This is a genomic window from Corynebacterium glutamicum ATCC 13032, assembly GCF_000011325.1.
Lineage (GTDB): Bacteria > Actinomycetota > Actinomycetes > Mycobacteriales > Mycobacteriaceae > Corynebacterium > Corynebacterium glutamicum.
In genome coordinates this window covers 3,098,574-3,116,050 of record NC_003450.3, presented here as the reverse complement: position 1 = coordinate 3,116,050, position 17,477 = coordinate 3,098,574, and the positions used below count along the sequence as shown (strand labels likewise).

The following is a 17,477-nucleotide window of genomic DNA, read 5'->3' as shown; positions in this document are numbered from 1 at the left end:
CAGCCTAGTGAAAGAGTTCATCCAGGGAGTGGATATCGGCGCGTGGATCGGTTCCGGAACGATCTAAATAGAGAGCATTCCAGCCAAGTTCGCGGGGAGCTGCGACATCGTTGGTCCAATCATCGCCGATAATTGTTGCGGTTCGGGCACCCAAATGGGTGAGCGCTCGGGCATACATTTCGGGGCGAGGCTTCGCAGAATCCAGAGTGGACGCCGCCAACATGACGAGTTCTGGCAGGCCAAGGCCGGTGCGATCAAGCTTGTCTTGCTGCATGGGGGCTGCGCCATTGGTCAGGATTCCCACAGGGGCACCGGTGGCTACCGCGCGATCGAGAACGCCCTTGGCATCGGGGTAGGCAGTCCAGTTTTGCTCATATGCTTTAAGGTAGCCGGAGTAAATATCATCGCAGGTGGCGTCGTCAAGCTCTCTGTTGAGGTACGCCCTGATGCGGTCGCGCCGCTGACCTAAATGCGTGGTTTCGCCGCGCTCAAAACGGGCAAAACCCCACTTATCCAGCTCAATCCAGCGCTCAACATCCGTGTCGACGCCCACGGTCGGCGACCAGGCGTGCAGGGCGGCGCGGGCGGCGGAAGCGTGATCAACGAGGGTGCCGTCGAGGTCAAAGAGGATCGCATGCGTCATGGAATCACTCTAGCGTTTGATGTGGTTCGCGCGGATCCAATAAGCAATGCTGTGGCGCAGCTCGGGGGTGACTTCGCGGTCCAAAAGAGCTGCCCAATAATCAATAAACTCCTCGTGATAATTGTGCCCGTGCCCGCCGGGAACGGAGGTTGAAGTGAACAAATCCAAAGCCACCTGCCAGCCGGTTACAAACGGCATCCATCGCAAGCGGGGAAAGACATCTTGGTGGTCTTGCTTGGGAGTTTTCAACCATTCCGGCCGCCGAATAAACAGCTCCGCGTTCCACCACACAATTGGATCAGAGGCGTGCTGCGCCACGATCATGCGCGGAAACTGCCAGGTAGCCGGCATATCAAGGTGCTCAGGCTCGCCCGCAAAACGGATGTGCCGCCCGCTATCAATCACGGGCAGCCGCTCGGAGCTGCTCGCATCGCGCCGGGTGCGCAACGCATTCATGGCGTCCGAAAAACGCGGCGCCCCACTGAGCAGCACGCCGTCAGCGGTTCCAAGAAGCTTTTCGACGTCTCCCCACACCTCAGCCAACCCATACGCCCCCAGTGACTCTCCCGCGAGGAACAGCTTTGGGCGACTCCCGGTGGGAAGCTGGTCTAGCTCGTGGAGGACGGCGTCGATAAGCATTCTCGCCGCATTAATGGGGCCGTCGTTGTCCTTGTACCAGCTCAGTGCACTGGGAAGATAAGAATATTGCATGGAAATTGTCACGCAGTTTCCGCCGGTGAGGAACTCAAAGGTGTGGGCGGACCAATCGGTGATCCAGCCGGTGCCCGTGGAATTGTTGATCACGATGTGGTCGCGGCGCAGGGCTCCCGTGCGGCGCATTTCATGAATGACAAGATCCACCTGATCGCTTAAGGATCGTCCCGGAACCATACCGATAAAAATACGAATCGGTTCATGTGTTTCCGTGTCAGAAAGCCTGGTTACCGTGATGATGTCATCTTTGCGTGGGCCTCCCGACAACACTGCACGGCCCTGCGAACCCACCGCACCCCATTTTTCATACGACCACGGGCTACCCGAACGCTCCGGCTCCCACGGCTGCTCAGTTCCTGGGAACACCATGCGATTAAGGTGCGCTGCTTGAATTGCAGAATTATGCAAGATGCGCCGCAACAAAACGCGATCGGCCAAGGTCAAAGTGGTCAATGTAATGACCGAAACCGCTGCGATGAAACTTATCCACGGCGGTAAAAACCTCTCAATTAGGAGCTTGACCTCATTAATACTGTGCTGGGTTAATTCGCCGGTGATCAGCAGCGCGCCGTACCCCAAGGTGCCGACACTAATGCCCGCGATCGTCTCCTTCGGTCCAAAATTCTTCTGCCCAATCAGCCGGATTTGGGTGCGATGCCTGATCAATCCCACAACCGTGGTGGTCAACGTGATGGCACCAGTTGCGATGTGGGTGGCGTTGTAAATTTTCCTGGATACCCGCCGGTTGGTTCTGGGGAGGATCGAGTGGATTCCCGTCGCTGCCGCATGCCCCACCGCTTGTAAAACAGCCAGGTTAGCAGCCGTAACCCACCACGGTTTCGGCAACAATGACGGCGAGAGAGCCCACCACATTGCGATTTCCGCTCCGATAAAGCCAGCGCCCATATTTGCAGGGAGGATTCGCCTGCGGTTTGGCGACATTCGGATCCCCGGAACTAGCTCTGCAATGACCTGCGCGCCGAGGGAGGCGAGGTGGGTGGCAGGTTTTAGTGCGGGTTTAAGCGTTGCCAGGCGAGTGGTGAGCAGAGACGCTAGTCTGGGGAGCGAAACCATATTGAGTCATCTTGGCAGAGCATGCACAATTCTGCAGGGCATAGGTTGGTTTTGCTCGATTTACAATGTGATTTTTTCAACAAAAATAACACTTGGTCTGACCACATTTTCGGACATAATCGGGCATAATTAAAGGTGTAACAAAGGAATCCGGGCACAAGCTCTTGCTGATTTTCTGAGCTGCTTTGTGGGTTGTCCGGTTAGGGAAATCAGGAAGTGGGATCGAAAATGAAAGAAACCGTCGGTAACAAGATTGTCCTCATTGGCGCAGGAGATGTTGGAGTTGCATACGCATACGCACTGATCAACCAGGGCATGGCAGATCACCTTGCGATCATCGACATCGATGAAAAGAAACTCGAAGGCAACGTCATGGACTTAAACCATGGTGTTGTGTGGGCCGATTCCCGCACCCGCGTCACCAAGGGCACCTACGCTGACTGCGAAGACGCAGCCATGGTTGTCATTTGTGCCGGCGCAGCCCAAAAGCCAGGCGAGACCCGCCTCCAGCTGGTGGACAAAAACGTCAAGATTATGAAATCCATCGTCGGCGATGTCATGGACAGCGGATTCGACGGCATCTTCCTCGTGGCGTCCAACCCAGTGGATATCCTGACCTACGCAGTGTGGAAATTCTCCGGCTTGGAATGGAACCGCGTGATCGGCTCCGGAACTGTCCTGGACTCCGCTCGATTCCGCTACATGCTGGGCGAACTCTACGAAGTGGCACCAAGCTCCGTCCACGCCTACATCATCGGCGAACACGGCGACACTGAACTTCCAGTCCTGTCCTCCGCGACCATCGCAGGCGTATCGCTTAGCCGAATGCTGGACAAAGACCCAGAGCTTGAGGGCCGTCTAGAGAAAATTTTCGAAGACACCCGCGACGCTGCCTATCACATTATCGACGCCAAGGGCTCCACTTCCTACGGCATCGGCATGGGTCTTGCTCGCATCACCCGCGCAATCCTGCAGAACCAAGACGTTGCAGTCCCAGTCTCTGCACTGCTCCACGGTGAATACGGTGAGGAAGACATCTACATCGGCACCCCAGCTGTGGTGAACCGCCGAGGCATCCGCCGCGTTGTCGAACTAGAAATCACCGACCACGAGATGGAACGCTTCAAGCATTCCGCAAATACCCTGCGCGAAATTCAGAAGCAGTTCTTCTAAATCTTTGGCGCCTAGTTGGCGACGCAAGTGTTTCATTGGAACACTTGCGCTGCCAACTTTTTGGTTTACGGGCACAATGAAACTGTTGGATGGAATTTAGAGTGTTTGTAGCTTAAGGAGCTCAAATGAATGAGTTTGACCAGGACATTCTCCAGGAGATCAAGACTGAACTCGACGAGTTAATTCTAGAACTTGATGAGGTGACACAAACTCACAGCGAGGCCATCGGGCAGGTCTCCCCAACCCATTACGTTGGTGCCCGCAACCTCATGCATTACGCGCATCTTCGCACCAAAGACCTCCGTGGCCTGCAGCAACGCCTCTCCTCTGTGGGAGCTACCCGCTTGACTACCACCGAACCAGCAGTGCAGGCCCGCCTCAAGGCCGCCCGCAATGTTATCGGAGCTTTCGCAGGTGAAGGCCCACTTTATCCACCCTCAGATGTCGTCGATGCCTTCGAAGATGCCGATGAGATTCTCGACGAGCACGCCGAAATTCTCCTTGGCGAACCCCTACCGGATACTCCATCCTGCATCATGGTCACCCTGCCCACCGAAGCCGCCACCGACATTGAACTTGTCCGTGGCTTCGCCAAAAGCGGCATGAATCTAGCTCGCATCAACTGTGCACACGACGATGAAACCGTCTGGAAGCAGATGATCGACAACGTCCACACCGTTGCAGAAGAAGTTGGCCGGGAAATCCGCGTCAGCATGGACCTCGCCGGACCAAAAGTACGCACCGGCGAAATCGCCCCAGGCGCAGAAGTAGGTCGCGCACGAGTAACCCGCGACGAAACCGGAAAAGTACTGACGCCCGCAAAACTGTGGATCACCGCCCACGGCTCCGAACCAGTCCCAGCCCCCGAAAGCCTGCCCGGTCGCCCCGCTCTGCCGATTGAAGTCACCCCAGAATGGTTCGACAAACTAGAAATCGGCAGCGTCATCAACGTCCCAGACACCCGCGGATCCCGCCGAGCATTCACCGTGACCAGGGTTTTTGATGGCGCGGTCCTCGCCGAAGGCCCACAAAAAGCCTACATCTCCAACGGCACCCTCCTGGAACACAACTACGACCGCTCCCGGGTCTACGGCATCCCCGCCGTAGTTCAGCGCATCAACCTCAAAGTCGGCGACCGCCTCATCCTTACCGACGAAGAACTCACCTACGATCCATCCCTCGGATCCGGCCGCACACCACGCATCAGCTGCACCCTTCCACAAGCAGTCGATGCAATTAAAGTCGGGCACCGCGTGCTTTTCGACGACGGAGCCATCGCCGCAGTCTGCATCGACAAGACCTCCACTGCCGACGGCCACAACGACGTAGAATTGGAAGTCACCCACGCCCGCCCACAAGGCGTAAACCTGGCCGCATACAAGGGAATCAACCTCCCAGACTCCGAACTTCCACTCCCAAGCCTCACTGAAGAAGACCTCCAACACCTGCGCTTTGTCGTCAAATACGCCGACATCGCAGCCATCTCCTTCATCCGAAACGTCGCCGACGTGGAATACCTCCTCCAAGCACTCGCCGACATCGGAGATCCAGTAGCCGTCGAACGCCTTGGCCTCGTCCTTAAAATCGAGACCATCCCAGGCTACGAAGGCCTCGCCCAAATCCTCCTGACCGGCATGCGCCACGAAAACTTCGGCATCATGATCGCCCGCGGAGACCTCGCCGTCGAACTCGGCTTCGACCGCATGGCAGAAGTCCCCCAACTGATCATGGCCCTTGCCGAAGCCGCCCACGTCCCAACCATCTTGGCCACCCAAGTCCTGGAAAACATGGCCAAAAACGGACTCCCATCTCGCGCAGAAATCACCGACGCAGCAATGGCACTTCGCGCTGAATGCGTCATGCTGAACAAGGGACCACACATCAACGACGCCATCAAGGTCCTCACCGAAATGAGCCGCAAACTTGGTGCATCCCAACGAAAGAGTAGGCTGCTGCTGCGCAAGGTGAAGAGCTGGGAAGAGTAACTCACAAAGGCGATTGGCGTTAACTTCGAGATCTTAACAGCGATTTCACGTTTACAGTTTCGAGCGCTCAATTTCTCAGGTTAGATACCAGTCAGTTTTGAGCGCTTTTCCGACTGAAATTGGAAATGAGAAATTGAGCGGAAGGTATTGGAATCAAGGTAGCGGTTATACGAAATCGAACTTAAGAAATCGCCCTTAACAACTCCCAAATCCCTAAGCCCCTCAGAGTGCTTTTAAAGTCTTGTAAATCTGGAGGGAGCTTTTTGGTATTGACCTCACATTAAAAACCCTTAGGAGCGATTCTGTGAGGTCCCTTTTTGTGAGCCTAAAGCCATTTTTCATTCTTTGCTCCTCGACCAAACCAGGTGACCAACGAACTTCAAACTCATCTCTGCTTGGCCATATAGGACGGTTTCGGCTTGGGGTCGGAAACAGATGCCCAACATTTGGATCTTCAAGGATTGCGGGCACCCTGGTTCGGCTCGCACCAAACATGGGTGACAAGGATTTGGGTTTTCCCAGATTCTTGTCCTCCCTGTCTGGTTGAGGGCTGGTTGAGGGCGAGATAAACCAAACATAGGTACCAAAATTGCAGGGTTTTCAGTATTTTTGTCACGTATGTTTGGTTTCGACTGGGTGGAGAGATTTTTGGAGCCCGACCCCAAAAAACATGAGGCTCCAGAATTGCTTCTAAGCCTCTTTATTGGCCCTATCCATACCTATGCTCATCGCAGATTTTCGACGCCTTAGAAGGGCTCTGAGTACGTTGACGACAGAGGGCGATTTCTTAAGTTCGATACCACATTACTAAGACCTCAAGCTCAATTTCTTAACACCGATTTCAGTCGGATTATCACCCGAAATCGACCGGTCTCGGTAATAAGAAATCGCAGTTAAGGTCTCGAACTTAAAGCCTGTGAATCAATGGGGTCAGCGGACTATGCAAGCGATGCCAATCCGAACATTGCATAGGCCATCACAAATCCCACAATCGCAATGCAGGTTTGGTTTACGGTCCAAGTTTTTAGCGTGGTGGGTACGTCGGCGTTCATGAGTCGACCAACGAGCCAGAATCCGGAGTCGTTGACGTGGCTGGCAATAACAGAACCAGCGGCAGTGGAAATAACGATGGCAGCAAGCTGGAATTCGTTAAAGTCAGCAGCGGCAACAGCAGGTGCCATGAGTGCTGCGGCGGTGGTTAGCGCAACGGTGGCAGAACCCTGCGCGACACGAAGGACGGCTGCCACGATGAAACAACCTGCGATAACTGGAAGTCCTAGATCTGCCATGGAGTCTGCAAGCGCTCCTCCAATTCCAGACGTGCGTAGCACTCCACCGAACATGCCACCGGCGCCAGTGATTAATACGACTGAACAGATTGGGCCGAGTGCGCCTTCGATGGTTTTCTCTAGAGCAGAACCATTAATGCCACGTCGGTTGCCTAGGAAGAACAGGGCAATGATCAAGGTAATGAGCAGTGCCACTGGTGTTTCGCCGAGGAATCCTAGAATTTTCACCATGGTGGATTCTGCATCTAGGAGGCCGGCGGAAACTGCCATTGATGTTCCGGTATTGCCAAAAATAAGGAGCATAGGAATGAGCAAAATGACAATGATCGACACTGCGTTAGCTGGGTTCTGAGGCTGATCATCTTCCTGTGCTCCACCACTGAGTAGATCGGGTACGGGAAGGGGGAACTTTCGGCCTAAGAACTTACCTAGCAGGTAACCGGTTAAATACCAGGTGGGTAGTGCAACGATGATGCCAGCGATTAGTACGTATCCAACTTGTGCGCCGAAGAATTCAGAGGCTGCAATTGGGCCTGGGTGAGGTGGGACGAACACGTGCATGACAGAGAAGGCGCCAGCTGCAGGGATACCAAAAGTAAGGACGGAGCCGTTGAGGCGTCGAGCTACTGCGAAGATCACTGGGAGCATGACCACGAGGCCAGCATCGAAGAAGATAGGGAATCCCATGATCAGCGATGCGACACCGAGTGCGAAAGCTGCTCGTTTTTCACCGAAGATTCGCACCATAGTGTCGGCTAGAGATTTTGCGCCACCGGATGTTTCAACCAATCGACCAAGCATGGCACCCAGGCCTACCAATAGGGCGACCGAGGCGAGTGTTTTACCAAAACCGTCAAGGAGAGTGTCCACTACTGCGGTGACGGGAATGCCGGCAGCAAGTGCGGTAACAATTGAAACCAGTATTAGGGTGAGAAAAGCATGGAGTTTAAAAACGATGACGAGAACCAAGATGAGGGCAATGGCGCCGGCTGCAATGCCTAGCAGTGGCCCTGTTCCAAGGGTTTGTTCCCAGGTGTCCATGGGGTGATCCTTCGTGAAAATTTGGAAGTGGATGAATTAGTATGATCAAACTATACAGAAATTGAGATCTAAGCCACAAATTTCTTAATACCCAATGGTTATCACTGAATAATTTACTTCTACTGGCGCTTCTGGTCGGAATTTTCATACCCCGATCGGGCGGTAAAGCCACAATCAAGCCCTCTTAAGAAACTATGCAATCGATTGCTGTATTGGGATTGTATCCGGCTTCCTCAAAAATCCCTTCATCTAACCCGCCGGACATTTTCCTCGTAGATCCTTGCTAGGTCGTGAAAAGAAAAAGTAATCTGCATCACAAAATTAGTGCAGTGTATTTATTTCCGTTCACGCTGCGGGGCTGGTGGTTTGGAGGGATACTAGAGTCGATAGCAGGTATATAAAGGCCAGGAGAGATGGGTTCATGAAAGTCATCGCGCACCGAGGTTTATCGTCTCGCTTTCCCGAATTAACAGAGTCTGCGTTTCGGGCGGCTCTAGAGCTACCGATTCATGGAATTGAAACTGATGTCCGGCTGACTAAATGTGGCGAAGTGGTTAACGTCCATGACCCCATTGTGGATCGCGTGTCGAATGGTCGCGGTCGGGTGTCGCGTTTGGACTTGGAATCCTTGCTGAGCTTGAACTTTGGAACCAAAGAAACCCCAGAAAAAGTGCTTACTTTAAACAATCTATTAGATATTTTTGAGGATTATCCAGATAAGCACCTTTATATAGAAACCAAGCACCCAATGCGCTACGCGGTCATGCTGGAAGAAGAAATCACAAAAATCTTAAAATATCGTGGGCTGACGGAAGACCCACGCATCCACATCATTTCTTTTGCACTTCCCGCGATGTATCGCATGGCTCGCCTTGCTCCACAGCTTGATCGCATTCATCTGCGCAGGTCGTGGGAGCGTTGGGGTAATCCGCGCGATGTGCGCTGCGGTGTACCCACCGGTTTGGGGTTGTCGCTGGAGCGGGCGAAGATGGATCCAAGGATGATTGGGGCGAAAGGGTTACCCACCTATCTTTTCACCGTCGATAAGCAAAAAGACATGCTGTGGGCGCGCGAACAGGGCGTCGACATGCTCGCCACCAATTATCCGGACCGTGCGGCGGAGCTTTTGAACGCACATCCCAAGCCCGCCATGTACGCTAATGCGCATGGCAAAGAAGACTAAGAAGAATGAACAGCTGCCGGAGGGCATGAGCCGTCGTCAGGCAAAACTTGCAGCCCGCGCGGCTGAACGTGCAGCACTTGAGCGTGAACCTCGCCCATTCGAGGGCCTGGCAATGGAGTCACAGCTCGTTGCACTGCAGGAATTCATTCCATCTGCAACCGCACCCATCACCGTTGCAGGCACCGATCGCAAGATCACCCTCTGTACCGTGCTTCCAGGCGCAGCTGCGGCACTTGTCCGCGAAGAAGCATTCGGCGGCGAAGCGTTTGTTGCAATGCAGCAGGCCATCCGCTCCAACAACCCAAGCAAGGACCTCGCGTTCGCGCTGAACTGGGTCATCAACGCAAAAGCCGGCGAGTCACTGGCCACCGCCACAGCGGACGGCACCCAGCCAGAGCTAAAGAGCTTGCTTAACGACGCCGACACCCTCGAAATCACCACTCACCAGGACTTCAACTGGTGGCTGGCGGAAAACGACAACCTCTCCCCAGAAGTTGCGCAGCACATGCAGGCAGCCAATGACTCCATCCTGCCTTCACACGAAGTCGAAGCAGACGTCCCAGGCGCTGTTTGGTGGGTCAACCCAGGCGGAAAAGCGCACATCCGTTGGGTCCGCACCGAAAACGAAACCGCACTGTTCAACGCTTTGGCACGCATCGCAGCACGTGGCGAGCTGAATCTCGGCGAAGAAACTAAGTTCGCTGGTGCTTTCCGCACCCACGGCATCGTCGTCCCAGTGTGGGATCTCGATCCTGAGCGTCCATCCACCGATTACGCCGATGTTTTGGTTGCACTCAACGAGAAGATCGTCGCTGAACTGGATAACGATGCACAGCTCAACGCCGACGAGCGCCGTCAGCTGGAGAACATCAAGTCCCGCCAGGTGACCATCCGCTAAAATCTCTTAAAAACACTTCAAGCGCGTGCCCTTCTTTGATGAGGGACACGCGCTTTGTGGGTGGACTTGAAAAAGAGACCAAAGGGCCAGTCGAAAAGTGGGGTTCTTGGTCTGAAACAGCACTTTGTAGGCGTGGAAACTGTCATTCGAGGCCAAGGATCGGAAGAACCCGAGCGCTTTTGGTCTGAAACGCCTCTCCAATGCTAACCGCCTGGAGAAACTGACCTGGGCCCAGCAGAAACCGACTTCACAGAATCGCCTCTGAGGGATCCAAACCCGTGAGGTGATGTAAATGCTCGTCTCACGGGTTCGGCCTCTTAAATGGCGTTAGTTTGATGGAGCGCCAGAAGGCATCTCACCAGTAGGCATGTCACCGCTAGGCATCTCGCCACCATTACCACCAGGGCCGCCGCCCATCATTCCGCTGGCTGCTTCCTGAGTTACGGAGTTAGCGTAGTCATTGGTTGGGTCGCGGTAGATGGTGTGAATGTGGCCCCATCCAGCGGTGATGACACCGTCGATGTCGGCACCTGCAGAACCTTGCTGGTTAGCGAACTCAATGTAGACCTTTGGGCCACTGATCTGGAAGTAGATGCCGTCGCCGGTGGAGGTGTCGTACTCGGTGGCGCCGGACCAGTTGATGTAGGTGTCATCCAGGGTTTCGCGGATGGCATCGAGTTCAGTTTCGGTGGTTTCCTCATCGGCGAGGCCAACCCAGTTTGCGATGACATCGATGAGCAATTCTTTTTGCTCATCGGTGAGGTCAGAGCCTTTCAAGCCGGTGCCGGTTGGGTAGTCGCACGTGCTGCCCGGTGCGCACACCATGGAATCCAACTCTTCACCCTGGTAGAGCTGTGCTTGCTGCTCTTCGGCGAGGCTGTCGTAGAAGGCGAAGGCGGTTTCGTACATGTTGCTTAGTGCTGCAACGGTTTCGCCGTCCTCGTTGGTCCACTCGGAAGGCTGGGTGCCAAGGTGGGTTGGGGCGAAGGTGATGGCACCGTCGGAGAAGGTGGTGTTGATGCCGATGTGGTGTCCGCCGAATTGGATGGACCAGTCGGAGTCGCTGCTTGGATCGCCGAAGAATGCGATGTAGTACTGGCCGAGGGAATCCTCGGTGGTGTTGCTTTCGTCGTTGAGGTACTGATCGCTAGCCATGATGTCTTCGATCATTTGGTAGGCGTCGTCGTTGAGCAGGTTCTTCAGCACGTTGAGGGCAGCTGCTTGCTGTTCCTCAGTGAGGTCGGTGAGGTTCACGCCGGAACGCTGCACGAAGGTGACTGGGAAGTTAGACCAGCCGGTGGACTTTTCTTCGGCGTCGTAGTCGTAGAGTACGGCGTCTTGTTCTTCGGTGGACAGGGTGGACAAGAAAGCTTGGGCAGCTTCCGCGGTGTTGGAGATGGTTTCGGCGGTGGTGCTTGAGTCGGAGGAAGAGGAGGAAGAGGAGGAGGAAGAGGAAGACGAAGCAGAGGAGGTGGAAGTGGTTGTTGATGCCGCAGCAGATGAAACGGTTGTTGTCGTGGTCTCGGCGGTTCCAGAAGTGGAGCATCCGGCAAGAAGGGCAGCAGAGAGCAGCAGTCCGGAGAGTGCCGCTGGGAGTCGTTTGTTGAGGCGCATGAGAACTAATATAAAAGTAAAACTTCTCAAAAAAGTGAAATTAAAAAGTGAGCAATCTGGAAGGTTTCTGAACGGTTCCTGTGTGTGTTGACCTGGTATTTTAACGCGGAAATGGGAAAGGCGTGATTCCGAAAATCGAAATCACGCCTTGGGGATGTTAAAAAATGTGCAGAATCGCTTCTAGTTTTCGTCGTAAAGCTTCATGGCAAGTGCGCCGTGCGTCATGGCGCCGCCTGCCCGAAGTGCTGCGGCGATGAGCGCAACCTCAGCGAGCTCCTCGGTGGTGACACCTTCCTTCTTCGCAGCGGCAGTGTGGATGTCGATGCAGTAGGCGCATTGGGTTGTGAATGCGACCGCAAGTGCGATCATTTCGGTGTAGTTGCGTGGGATTTTCTTGTTCGGGCCGCGGAGAGCTGCCTCATCAAAATGGACAAAAGCTTTGAAGGCGTCAGGGGAGTTGGCGCCGATCTTCTTGAGGTATTCGATGTCGCTGTGATCGTGGTAAGACATGGGAAAGTGCCTTTCTAGAGGTAAACGAATTCGTATTCTCTGGATGGAAGAATGGTGGTGCAACTTGTGGTTGCTTAACACGAACCTAGCAGCATCGGGAATGGCAAGGGCCTGAATTTCAATGAAATCCAGGCCCAATGAAAATTTCTCGGCAAACGCCTAAACAACCTCCGGCGGAGCAGCAGCCACACTTGCGGTATCTACCCGATCTTCGGCGGTTAAGGTGTCGGTGCTTGGATCGCGGTAAGTAATTTTCGCGGTGCTGCCCTGGTGGGAGACTTCGAAATCAACGTGTGGGCCACTAAGCGCCAAGGTTAATCCGTCGGGGGTTCCGAACAGGTAGGTCTCGGAAAGCGTTGCTCGGATTTTACTAATTGCAGTCGCAGTGGTTTCAGTATCTGCCAGGCCGATCGAGTTGGAGACCAAGTCCAGAAGCATTTCCTGTTGGCTCGAATCCACGGTGGAAACCGCGAGGCCAGTCTCCAGCATGCCTAATTGTTCTTCGGTCAGGGTTTCATAAAATGCGCCCATCTGAGGCAATCGTGTTGCGGGCACTGTCATGTCAACAGGGGAGAAGCTGATGCTGCCGTCGGAGAATTCCACGGAGGCCGATTCGGAAGGTCCGCCAAATGAGATGCCCCATGTTCCGTCGGCGGAGGGCGTTCCTGTGATTTCTAAGTAGGAGGAGTCTGCGAACTCTTGGTAGGAGACGTCGTTAAGCACGGCCTTTAAGACGGCGTTAGCCGCGGCCTGCTCAGAAACTTTGAGCGAATTGAGGCTATAGCGTGCACCCCCAGAATCAGATCCCGGATCCCCCGAACTATTCTCCAGTAGCGTCATCGTGGCTTCCTCCGAGGCAGCGATCGTCCCCGCGGTAGATTCCACCGACCTAGATGAAGAGGTATAAGTAGGAGTTTCCGTCATGACAGAAGAAACCGTCTGCGCGTTCTGGGTAGGTTGTGAAGGCGCGCAGCTAACAAGCGCAAGGGAACCGATGAGGAGGGCCGCTGGAATCATGTGGATCTTTTTCATGAGTCCAACGATAAAACTGGATCGTTAGCAATCCGTGGAGGGAAGTATCCAAGTCTCTAGGTAAGATAATCAATTAACCAAAAAGTTGACTGGACACTTCCTGTGAACGATTACCTGGGGTTTTAGCGCATGGAGCTAAATAGTGCTTCGGCTCCAGCTTCGTCCCAAATCGCAACATTTCCCACATCGTAATCTGCGAATGAGGCAATCGGCACGGTCTCCGTCACGATTCCTCCGCGCATCGCCAGCGCCAATCGGGCCAGGTGCCACACGTGATCGCCCTCGCCGACGGTGAATGTTCCCACCGCGTTGGAGATCATCGGGAAGGTGCGGAACGGATTCAGCAACGTGCCCGGGGACGTAGCTGTACTCAGCAGAGCGGAGAAGAATTCCCGCTGACGCACCACCCGGTCCAGATCACCCAGGGCTGTGGCACGAGTGCGCACATAACCCAGCGCGGCTGCCCCATCAAATTCCTGGCAACCAGCCTGAATATCCAGGTTCGCGAGCGGATCATACATCGGCTCAGCAGGACACATTTCCACGCCGCCCACGGCATCAACCATGTTCGCCAAACCACCCATGCCGATTTCTGCATAGTGATCAATTCGCAGGCCAGTTGCCTCCTCCACGGTTTGCGTCAGCAGTTCCGGGCCACCCACGGTAAATGCGGCGTTTGCCTTATCCATGCCCCAGCCAGGGACATTGACATAAGAATCACGCGGAATCGACAACAGCGTCGGCTCGCCAGTACGCGGCATATGCAACACCATGATCGTGTCCGTACGGCCCACACCGATATCGCCGCCGGTACCTAGCCGCTCAATATCCTCATCACTTAAACCCTGCCGCGAATCCGAACCTACCAGCAGCCAGTTCGTTCCGGCAGTGTTCGCCACCTGCGTCGCAGGCGTGGCATCCACGCGATTCAGCTTCGAATCCGCCCACAGCGTCACCACAAACACAAGCACCAAGCCCACAGCAAGCACGCCCGCGATCGTGCCCAGGCAGCCACGGGGCTTAAAAGATATTGCTTTTCGACGCCTCCCCCCATCCCCTGCAATCACCGGCGGCTGTGGACGAACCTGCCCGATCTGACCAGGCTGCTGGTACTGCTGTTGTGGGGGAACCTGCCTCGGTGGGGTTTGCCTAGGAGGCATTTGTCGTGGAGGTGTCTGCCTTGGAGGAGTCTGGCGCGGTGGCGTTTGCCTTGGCTGATAGACCCTTGTTTCATTCACCGGAGGGGTTCGAGGAGTCGGGGGAGTTTGCCGCGGTTGCGGACGAACCCGAACCGGCCGACCATACCGGTCCAGTATCGGGCGTCCTTGACTATCGCGGGCAATCTCGCCCTGTCCTGGTGAATCCATGGTTAATAGAGTAGCGCCTAGGAGGGACAGATGTATTTAGCGGATTTGCCTTAAATCTCTCGTGTTTTTCTAATCCCAATAAAATAGGAACTTCAGTTTAAAGCCCTAACCAACTTAAATTCCCGCCAATTGCGGAGTAGCCCACAAAAGCCACCGCATCAATCAAGAAGTGAGCGATTACCAGTGGCCAGATTTTGCCCGTGCGGTGATAGAAGTACGCGAACGCTACTCCCATGATGATGTTGCCCAAGCCTGCAGAGATTCCCTGGTAGAGGTGATAGGAACCGCGTAGTACTGAAGATGTCACGATAACTGCAGGCACACTCCACTTCAGCTGGCGCAGCCTGGTGAAAAACCACATGACTACCACGATCTCTTCACCAAAGGCGTTGGCAGCTGACCAGATAAGAAGTACTGGGATTTCCCACCAGGTTTCCAACGTGGTGGGCACAACCTGTTTGGACAGCCCCAAATGAACAGCACTGGCGTAGAAGATTAACCCTGGAATACCAATGAGTGCTGCAAGGCCTGCACCCCATGCCCAGTCTTTGGGTTTAATCCACTGAAAACGTTCACCTAGCAGGTAGATCGCTAGTGCTCCCCAGGAAAACAGCACTCCGGCGGAACACAATTGCAAGGTGAGATCCAGCCATGCGGAGTTTGCCATTGAGGCATTCAGTGCAACTTGCTGGTCGTTGAGCGCAACCGGTGCGAGGAGATCGTCGATGAGGCGCAGGATTGATCGCAGGCCGCTCATGCCAAAGGTGATGGCTAAAACGATAAGTATTTCCGCCTTTATTCGACGCGGTGACATTACTGAACTACTCATGCCACAGCTCTTTCCACAAATGCTGCTAATCCTAAGAGGTCTTCATCTCGTACGCGTATCCCACCAAGATGAATGCCGACACCTTCAACAGGCACGCTGATGGCTGCACCACCGGTCATGTTGAACAGCGTTGCCCACGGCGTCCATTTGGTTTGTGCAAGGAAGTCTTCTTCAGGTGGCATGGATGAAAAGTACCCAATCTTGGGAGGTGCATAAGCCAAGGTAGGGGTTAATAAAACATCGATGTCCCATGCTCCGTGTACAGTCTCAGCCACGGAATCAAAAGCCTTGACACTTGATTGTCTATCAGAAGGAGAAAGACTACGGCCTTGTTCACTCAACCATCTTGTAATGGGGCTACCCAGGTTGGTTAGTCCAGCGGATTTCATCATGAAAACTTCTGTATAAGCGTCAAAAGCCCAAGCGCCATAAGGGAGGGGTACGGACACTATTTCGTGGCCAGCTTTCTCCAGGAGGTGGGCGGTGGATTCGAGGATGCTCAGGAAGGGGGCGTCGACAAGCGAATTAGCATGGATGGGCTCAGCGAGAACGCCGATGCGCAGGCGCCTGGTGCGTGGTTGAAGTGCGTGCAAGCGCACTTGGGTGGCCACATCGCGGGTGATAAACCCCTGCGTGGAGGGGTTTCCGCCGCTGGAATCGTGGGCGGGTTTAAACCCGACCAGCCCGCACGCGGCGGCTGGAACCCGGATCGAGCCGCCTCCGTCTGAGGCGTGGGCGGCGTCGACAAGCGACCTGGCAACGGCAACCGCCGCACCACCCGACGAACCGCCGGGCGTGTGACCAGGCAAAACCGGGTTGCTGGGTGCGTCCATGTCGATGGGTTCGCAATACGCCGTCATGCCGAGCTCGCTGGTTTGGGTTTTGCCAGCGATGATCGCGCCGCGGTCGATGAGATTTTGGATGAACGGATCGGTATCTGTTGCTACCTTTCGCCGAGATGCATTTCCGAACGCGGTGGGCATGCCTGCGACATCGTTGAGGTCCTTGGCTGGAATCACCATGCCATGCAACGGGCCAACGCCATGGCCAGCGGTGATTTCAGGGTCGAACCATGCAAAACCATGCTCGGCGGGGGAGAGTTGGGCCAAGCGGTTCGCTAATTGAGCAACAGACATGGACACCCACCTTAGTTCGGCGGGTTAAGCTGTGTAACCATGAGCGACGCACCAACTGTTGTGGCCTATTTGGGGCCTGCCGGAACCTTCACCGAAGAAGCCCTCTACAAATTTGCCGACGCCGGCGTATTCGGCGACGGTGAGATCGAGCAGCTACCAGCCAAATCGCCACAAGAAGCTGTCGACGCCGTCCGCCACGGCACCGCCCAGTTCGCGGTGGTCGCCATCGAAAACTTCGTCGACGGCCCCGTCACCCCCACCTTCGACGCCCTTGACCAGGGCTCCAACGTGCAAATCATCGCCGAAGAAGAACTCGACATCGCCTTTTCCATCATGGTCCGGCCAGGGACTTCGCTTGCCGACGTCAAAACCCTCGCCACCCACCCGGTTGGGTACCAACAAGTGAAAAACTGGATGGCAACCACCATTCCGGACGCCATGTATCTTTCAGCAAGCTCCAACGGCGCCGGCGCACAAATGGTTGCCGAAGGAACCGCCGACGCAGCCGCAGCGCCCTCCCGCGCAGCCGAACTCTTCGGACTGGAACGCCTTGTTGATGATGTCGCCGACGTCCGTGGCGCCCGCACCCGCTTCGTTGCTGTCCAAGCCCAAGCAGCCGTTTCCGAACCGACCGGCCACGACCGCACCTCCGTCATTTTCTCCCTACCGAATGTGCCAGGCAGCCTCGTGCGCGCCCTCAACGAATTCGCCATCCGCGGCGTTGACCTCACCCGCATCGAATCCCGCCCCACCCGCAAAGTCTTCGGAACCTACCGCTTCCACCTGGACATATCCGGACATATCCGCGATATCCCCGTCGCCGAAGCCCTCCGCGCACTCCACCTCCAAGCCGAAGAACTCGTCTTCGTCGGCTCCTGGCCCTCCAACCGTGCGGAAGACAGCACGCCCCAAACCGACCAACTAGCTAAGCTACACAAGGCGGACGAATGGGTTCGCGCAGCAAGCGAAGGAAGGAAACTTAACTAGCC

14 protein-coding genes are annotated in these 17,477 nt (G+C 55.1%); 5 read left to right on the top strand and 9 right to left on the bottom strand.

The annotated features are described in order from the left end of the window. Positions 1 to 4: 4 nt before the first annotated feature. Entirely contained in the window at positions 5 to 643 is a 639-nt protein-coding gene (locus CGL_RS14500) for an HAD family hydrolase (RefSeq protein WP_011015485.1), read from the bottom strand. Between the two features lie 9 nt (positions 644 to 652). Next, positions 653 to 2,431 (bottom strand): alpha/beta hydrolase, encoded by a 1,779-nt coding sequence (locus tag CGL_RS14495; protein ID WP_011015484.1) that lies wholly within the window; start codon positions 2,429 to 2,431, stop codon positions 653 to 655. A 228-nt stretch (positions 2,432 to 2,659) separates the two neighbouring features. Here CGL_RS14495 and CGL_RS14490 point away from each other — a divergent pair, with 228 nt between their 5' ends. Continuing rightward, positions 2,660 to 3,604, top strand: coding sequence for an L-lactate dehydrogenase (locus tag CGL_RS14490; protein WP_011015483.1), 945 nt, complete (start codon positions 2,660 to 2,662; stop codon positions 3,602 to 3,604). A gap of 125 nt (positions 3,605 to 3,729) precedes the next feature. After that, positions 3,730 to 5,589: a pyruvate kinase gene (locus tag CGL_RS14485; RefSeq protein ID WP_011015482.1), complete on the top strand. Its 1,860-nt coding sequence runs from the start codon at positions 3,730 to 3,732 to the stop codon at positions 5,587 to 5,589. Between the two features lie 938 nt (positions 5,590 to 6,527). Here the strand turns inward: CGL_RS14485 and CGL_RS14480 are convergent. After that, positions 6,528 to 7,919, bottom strand: a complete 1,392-nt coding sequence (locus CGL_RS14480; protein ID WP_011015481.1) for a GntP family permease — start codon at positions 7,917 to 7,919, stop codon at positions 6,528 to 6,530. Positions 7,920 to 8,340: 421 nt separating this feature from the next. On the opposite strand from CGL_RS14480, the gene CGL_RS14475 reads away from it, so the two are divergent. Together CGL_RS14475 and CGL_RS14470 are read left to right on the top strand one after the other, a co-directional pair. After that, positions 8,341 to 9,102, top strand: a complete 762-nt coding sequence (locus CGL_RS14475) for a glycerophosphodiester phosphodiesterase (RefSeq protein WP_011266031.1) — start codon at positions 8,341 to 8,343, stop codon at positions 9,100 to 9,102. Beyond that, positions 9,086 to 10,000 carry a DUF5926 family protein gene (locus CGL_RS14470; protein ID WP_003862592.1) on the top strand — a complete coding sequence of 305 codons (915 nt, stop codon included), beginning with the start codon at positions 9,086 to 9,088 and terminating at the stop codon, positions 9,998 to 10,000. Before CGL_RS14475 ends, CGL_RS14470 begins: the two co-directional genes overlap by 17 nt. A 327-nt stretch (positions 10,001 to 10,327) precedes the next feature. Here CGL_RS14470 and CGL_RS14465 read toward each other — a convergent pair whose 3' ends face one another. From CGL_RS14465 to CGL_RS14435, 6 genes are all read right to left on the bottom strand, one after another. Continuing rightward, positions 10,328 to 11,614 carry a DUF3500 domain-containing protein gene (locus CGL_RS14465; protein ID WP_011015478.1) on the bottom strand — a complete coding sequence of 429 codons (1,287 nt, stop codon included), beginning with the start codon at positions 11,612 to 11,614 and terminating at the stop codon, positions 10,328 to 10,330. A 180-nt stretch (positions 11,615 to 11,794) separates the two neighbouring features. Then, the gene (locus tag CGL_RS14460; protein WP_011015477.1) at positions 11,795 to 12,124 is read right to left on the bottom strand and encodes a carboxymuconolactone decarboxylase family protein; all 330 of its coding nucleotides are present in this window, start codon (positions 12,122 to 12,124) and stop codon (positions 11,795 to 11,797) included. A 159-nt stretch (positions 12,125 to 12,283) separates the two neighbouring features. Continuing rightward, positions 12,284 to 13,156 carry a hypothetical protein gene (locus CGL_RS14455; RefSeq protein ID WP_011266030.1) on the bottom strand — a complete coding sequence of 291 codons (873 nt, stop codon included), beginning with the start codon at positions 13,154 to 13,156 and terminating at the stop codon, positions 12,284 to 12,286. A 122-nt stretch (positions 13,157 to 13,278) separates the two neighbouring features. After that, positions 13,279 to 14,523, bottom strand: a complete 1,245-nt coding sequence (locus CGL_RS14450) for an LCP family protein (RefSeq protein ID WP_011266029.1) — start codon at positions 14,521 to 14,523, stop codon at positions 13,279 to 13,281. A gap of 97 nt (positions 14,524 to 14,620) precedes the next feature. Next, entirely contained in the window at positions 14,621 to 15,352 is a 732-nt protein-coding gene (locus CGL_RS14440) for a CPBP family intramembrane glutamic endopeptidase (protein WP_011266028.1), read from the bottom strand. Then, positions 15,349 to 16,488 carry an amidase gene (locus CGL_RS14435; protein WP_011266027.1) on the bottom strand — a complete coding sequence of 380 codons (1,140 nt, stop codon included), beginning with the start codon at positions 16,486 to 16,488 and terminating at the stop codon, positions 15,349 to 15,351. The genes CGL_RS14440 and CGL_RS14435 overlap by 4 nt, the downstream gene beginning before the upstream one ends. 39 nt (positions 16,489 to 16,527) lie before the next feature. On the opposite strand from CGL_RS14435, the gene pheA reads away from it, so the two are divergent. Next, a complete protein-coding gene (pheA, locus tag CGL_RS14430; protein ID WP_003862609.1) occupies positions 16,528 to 17,475 on the top strand; it encodes a prephenate dehydratase in 948 nt (315 codons plus the stop codon). Positions 17,476 to 17,477: the final 2 nt, after the last annotated feature.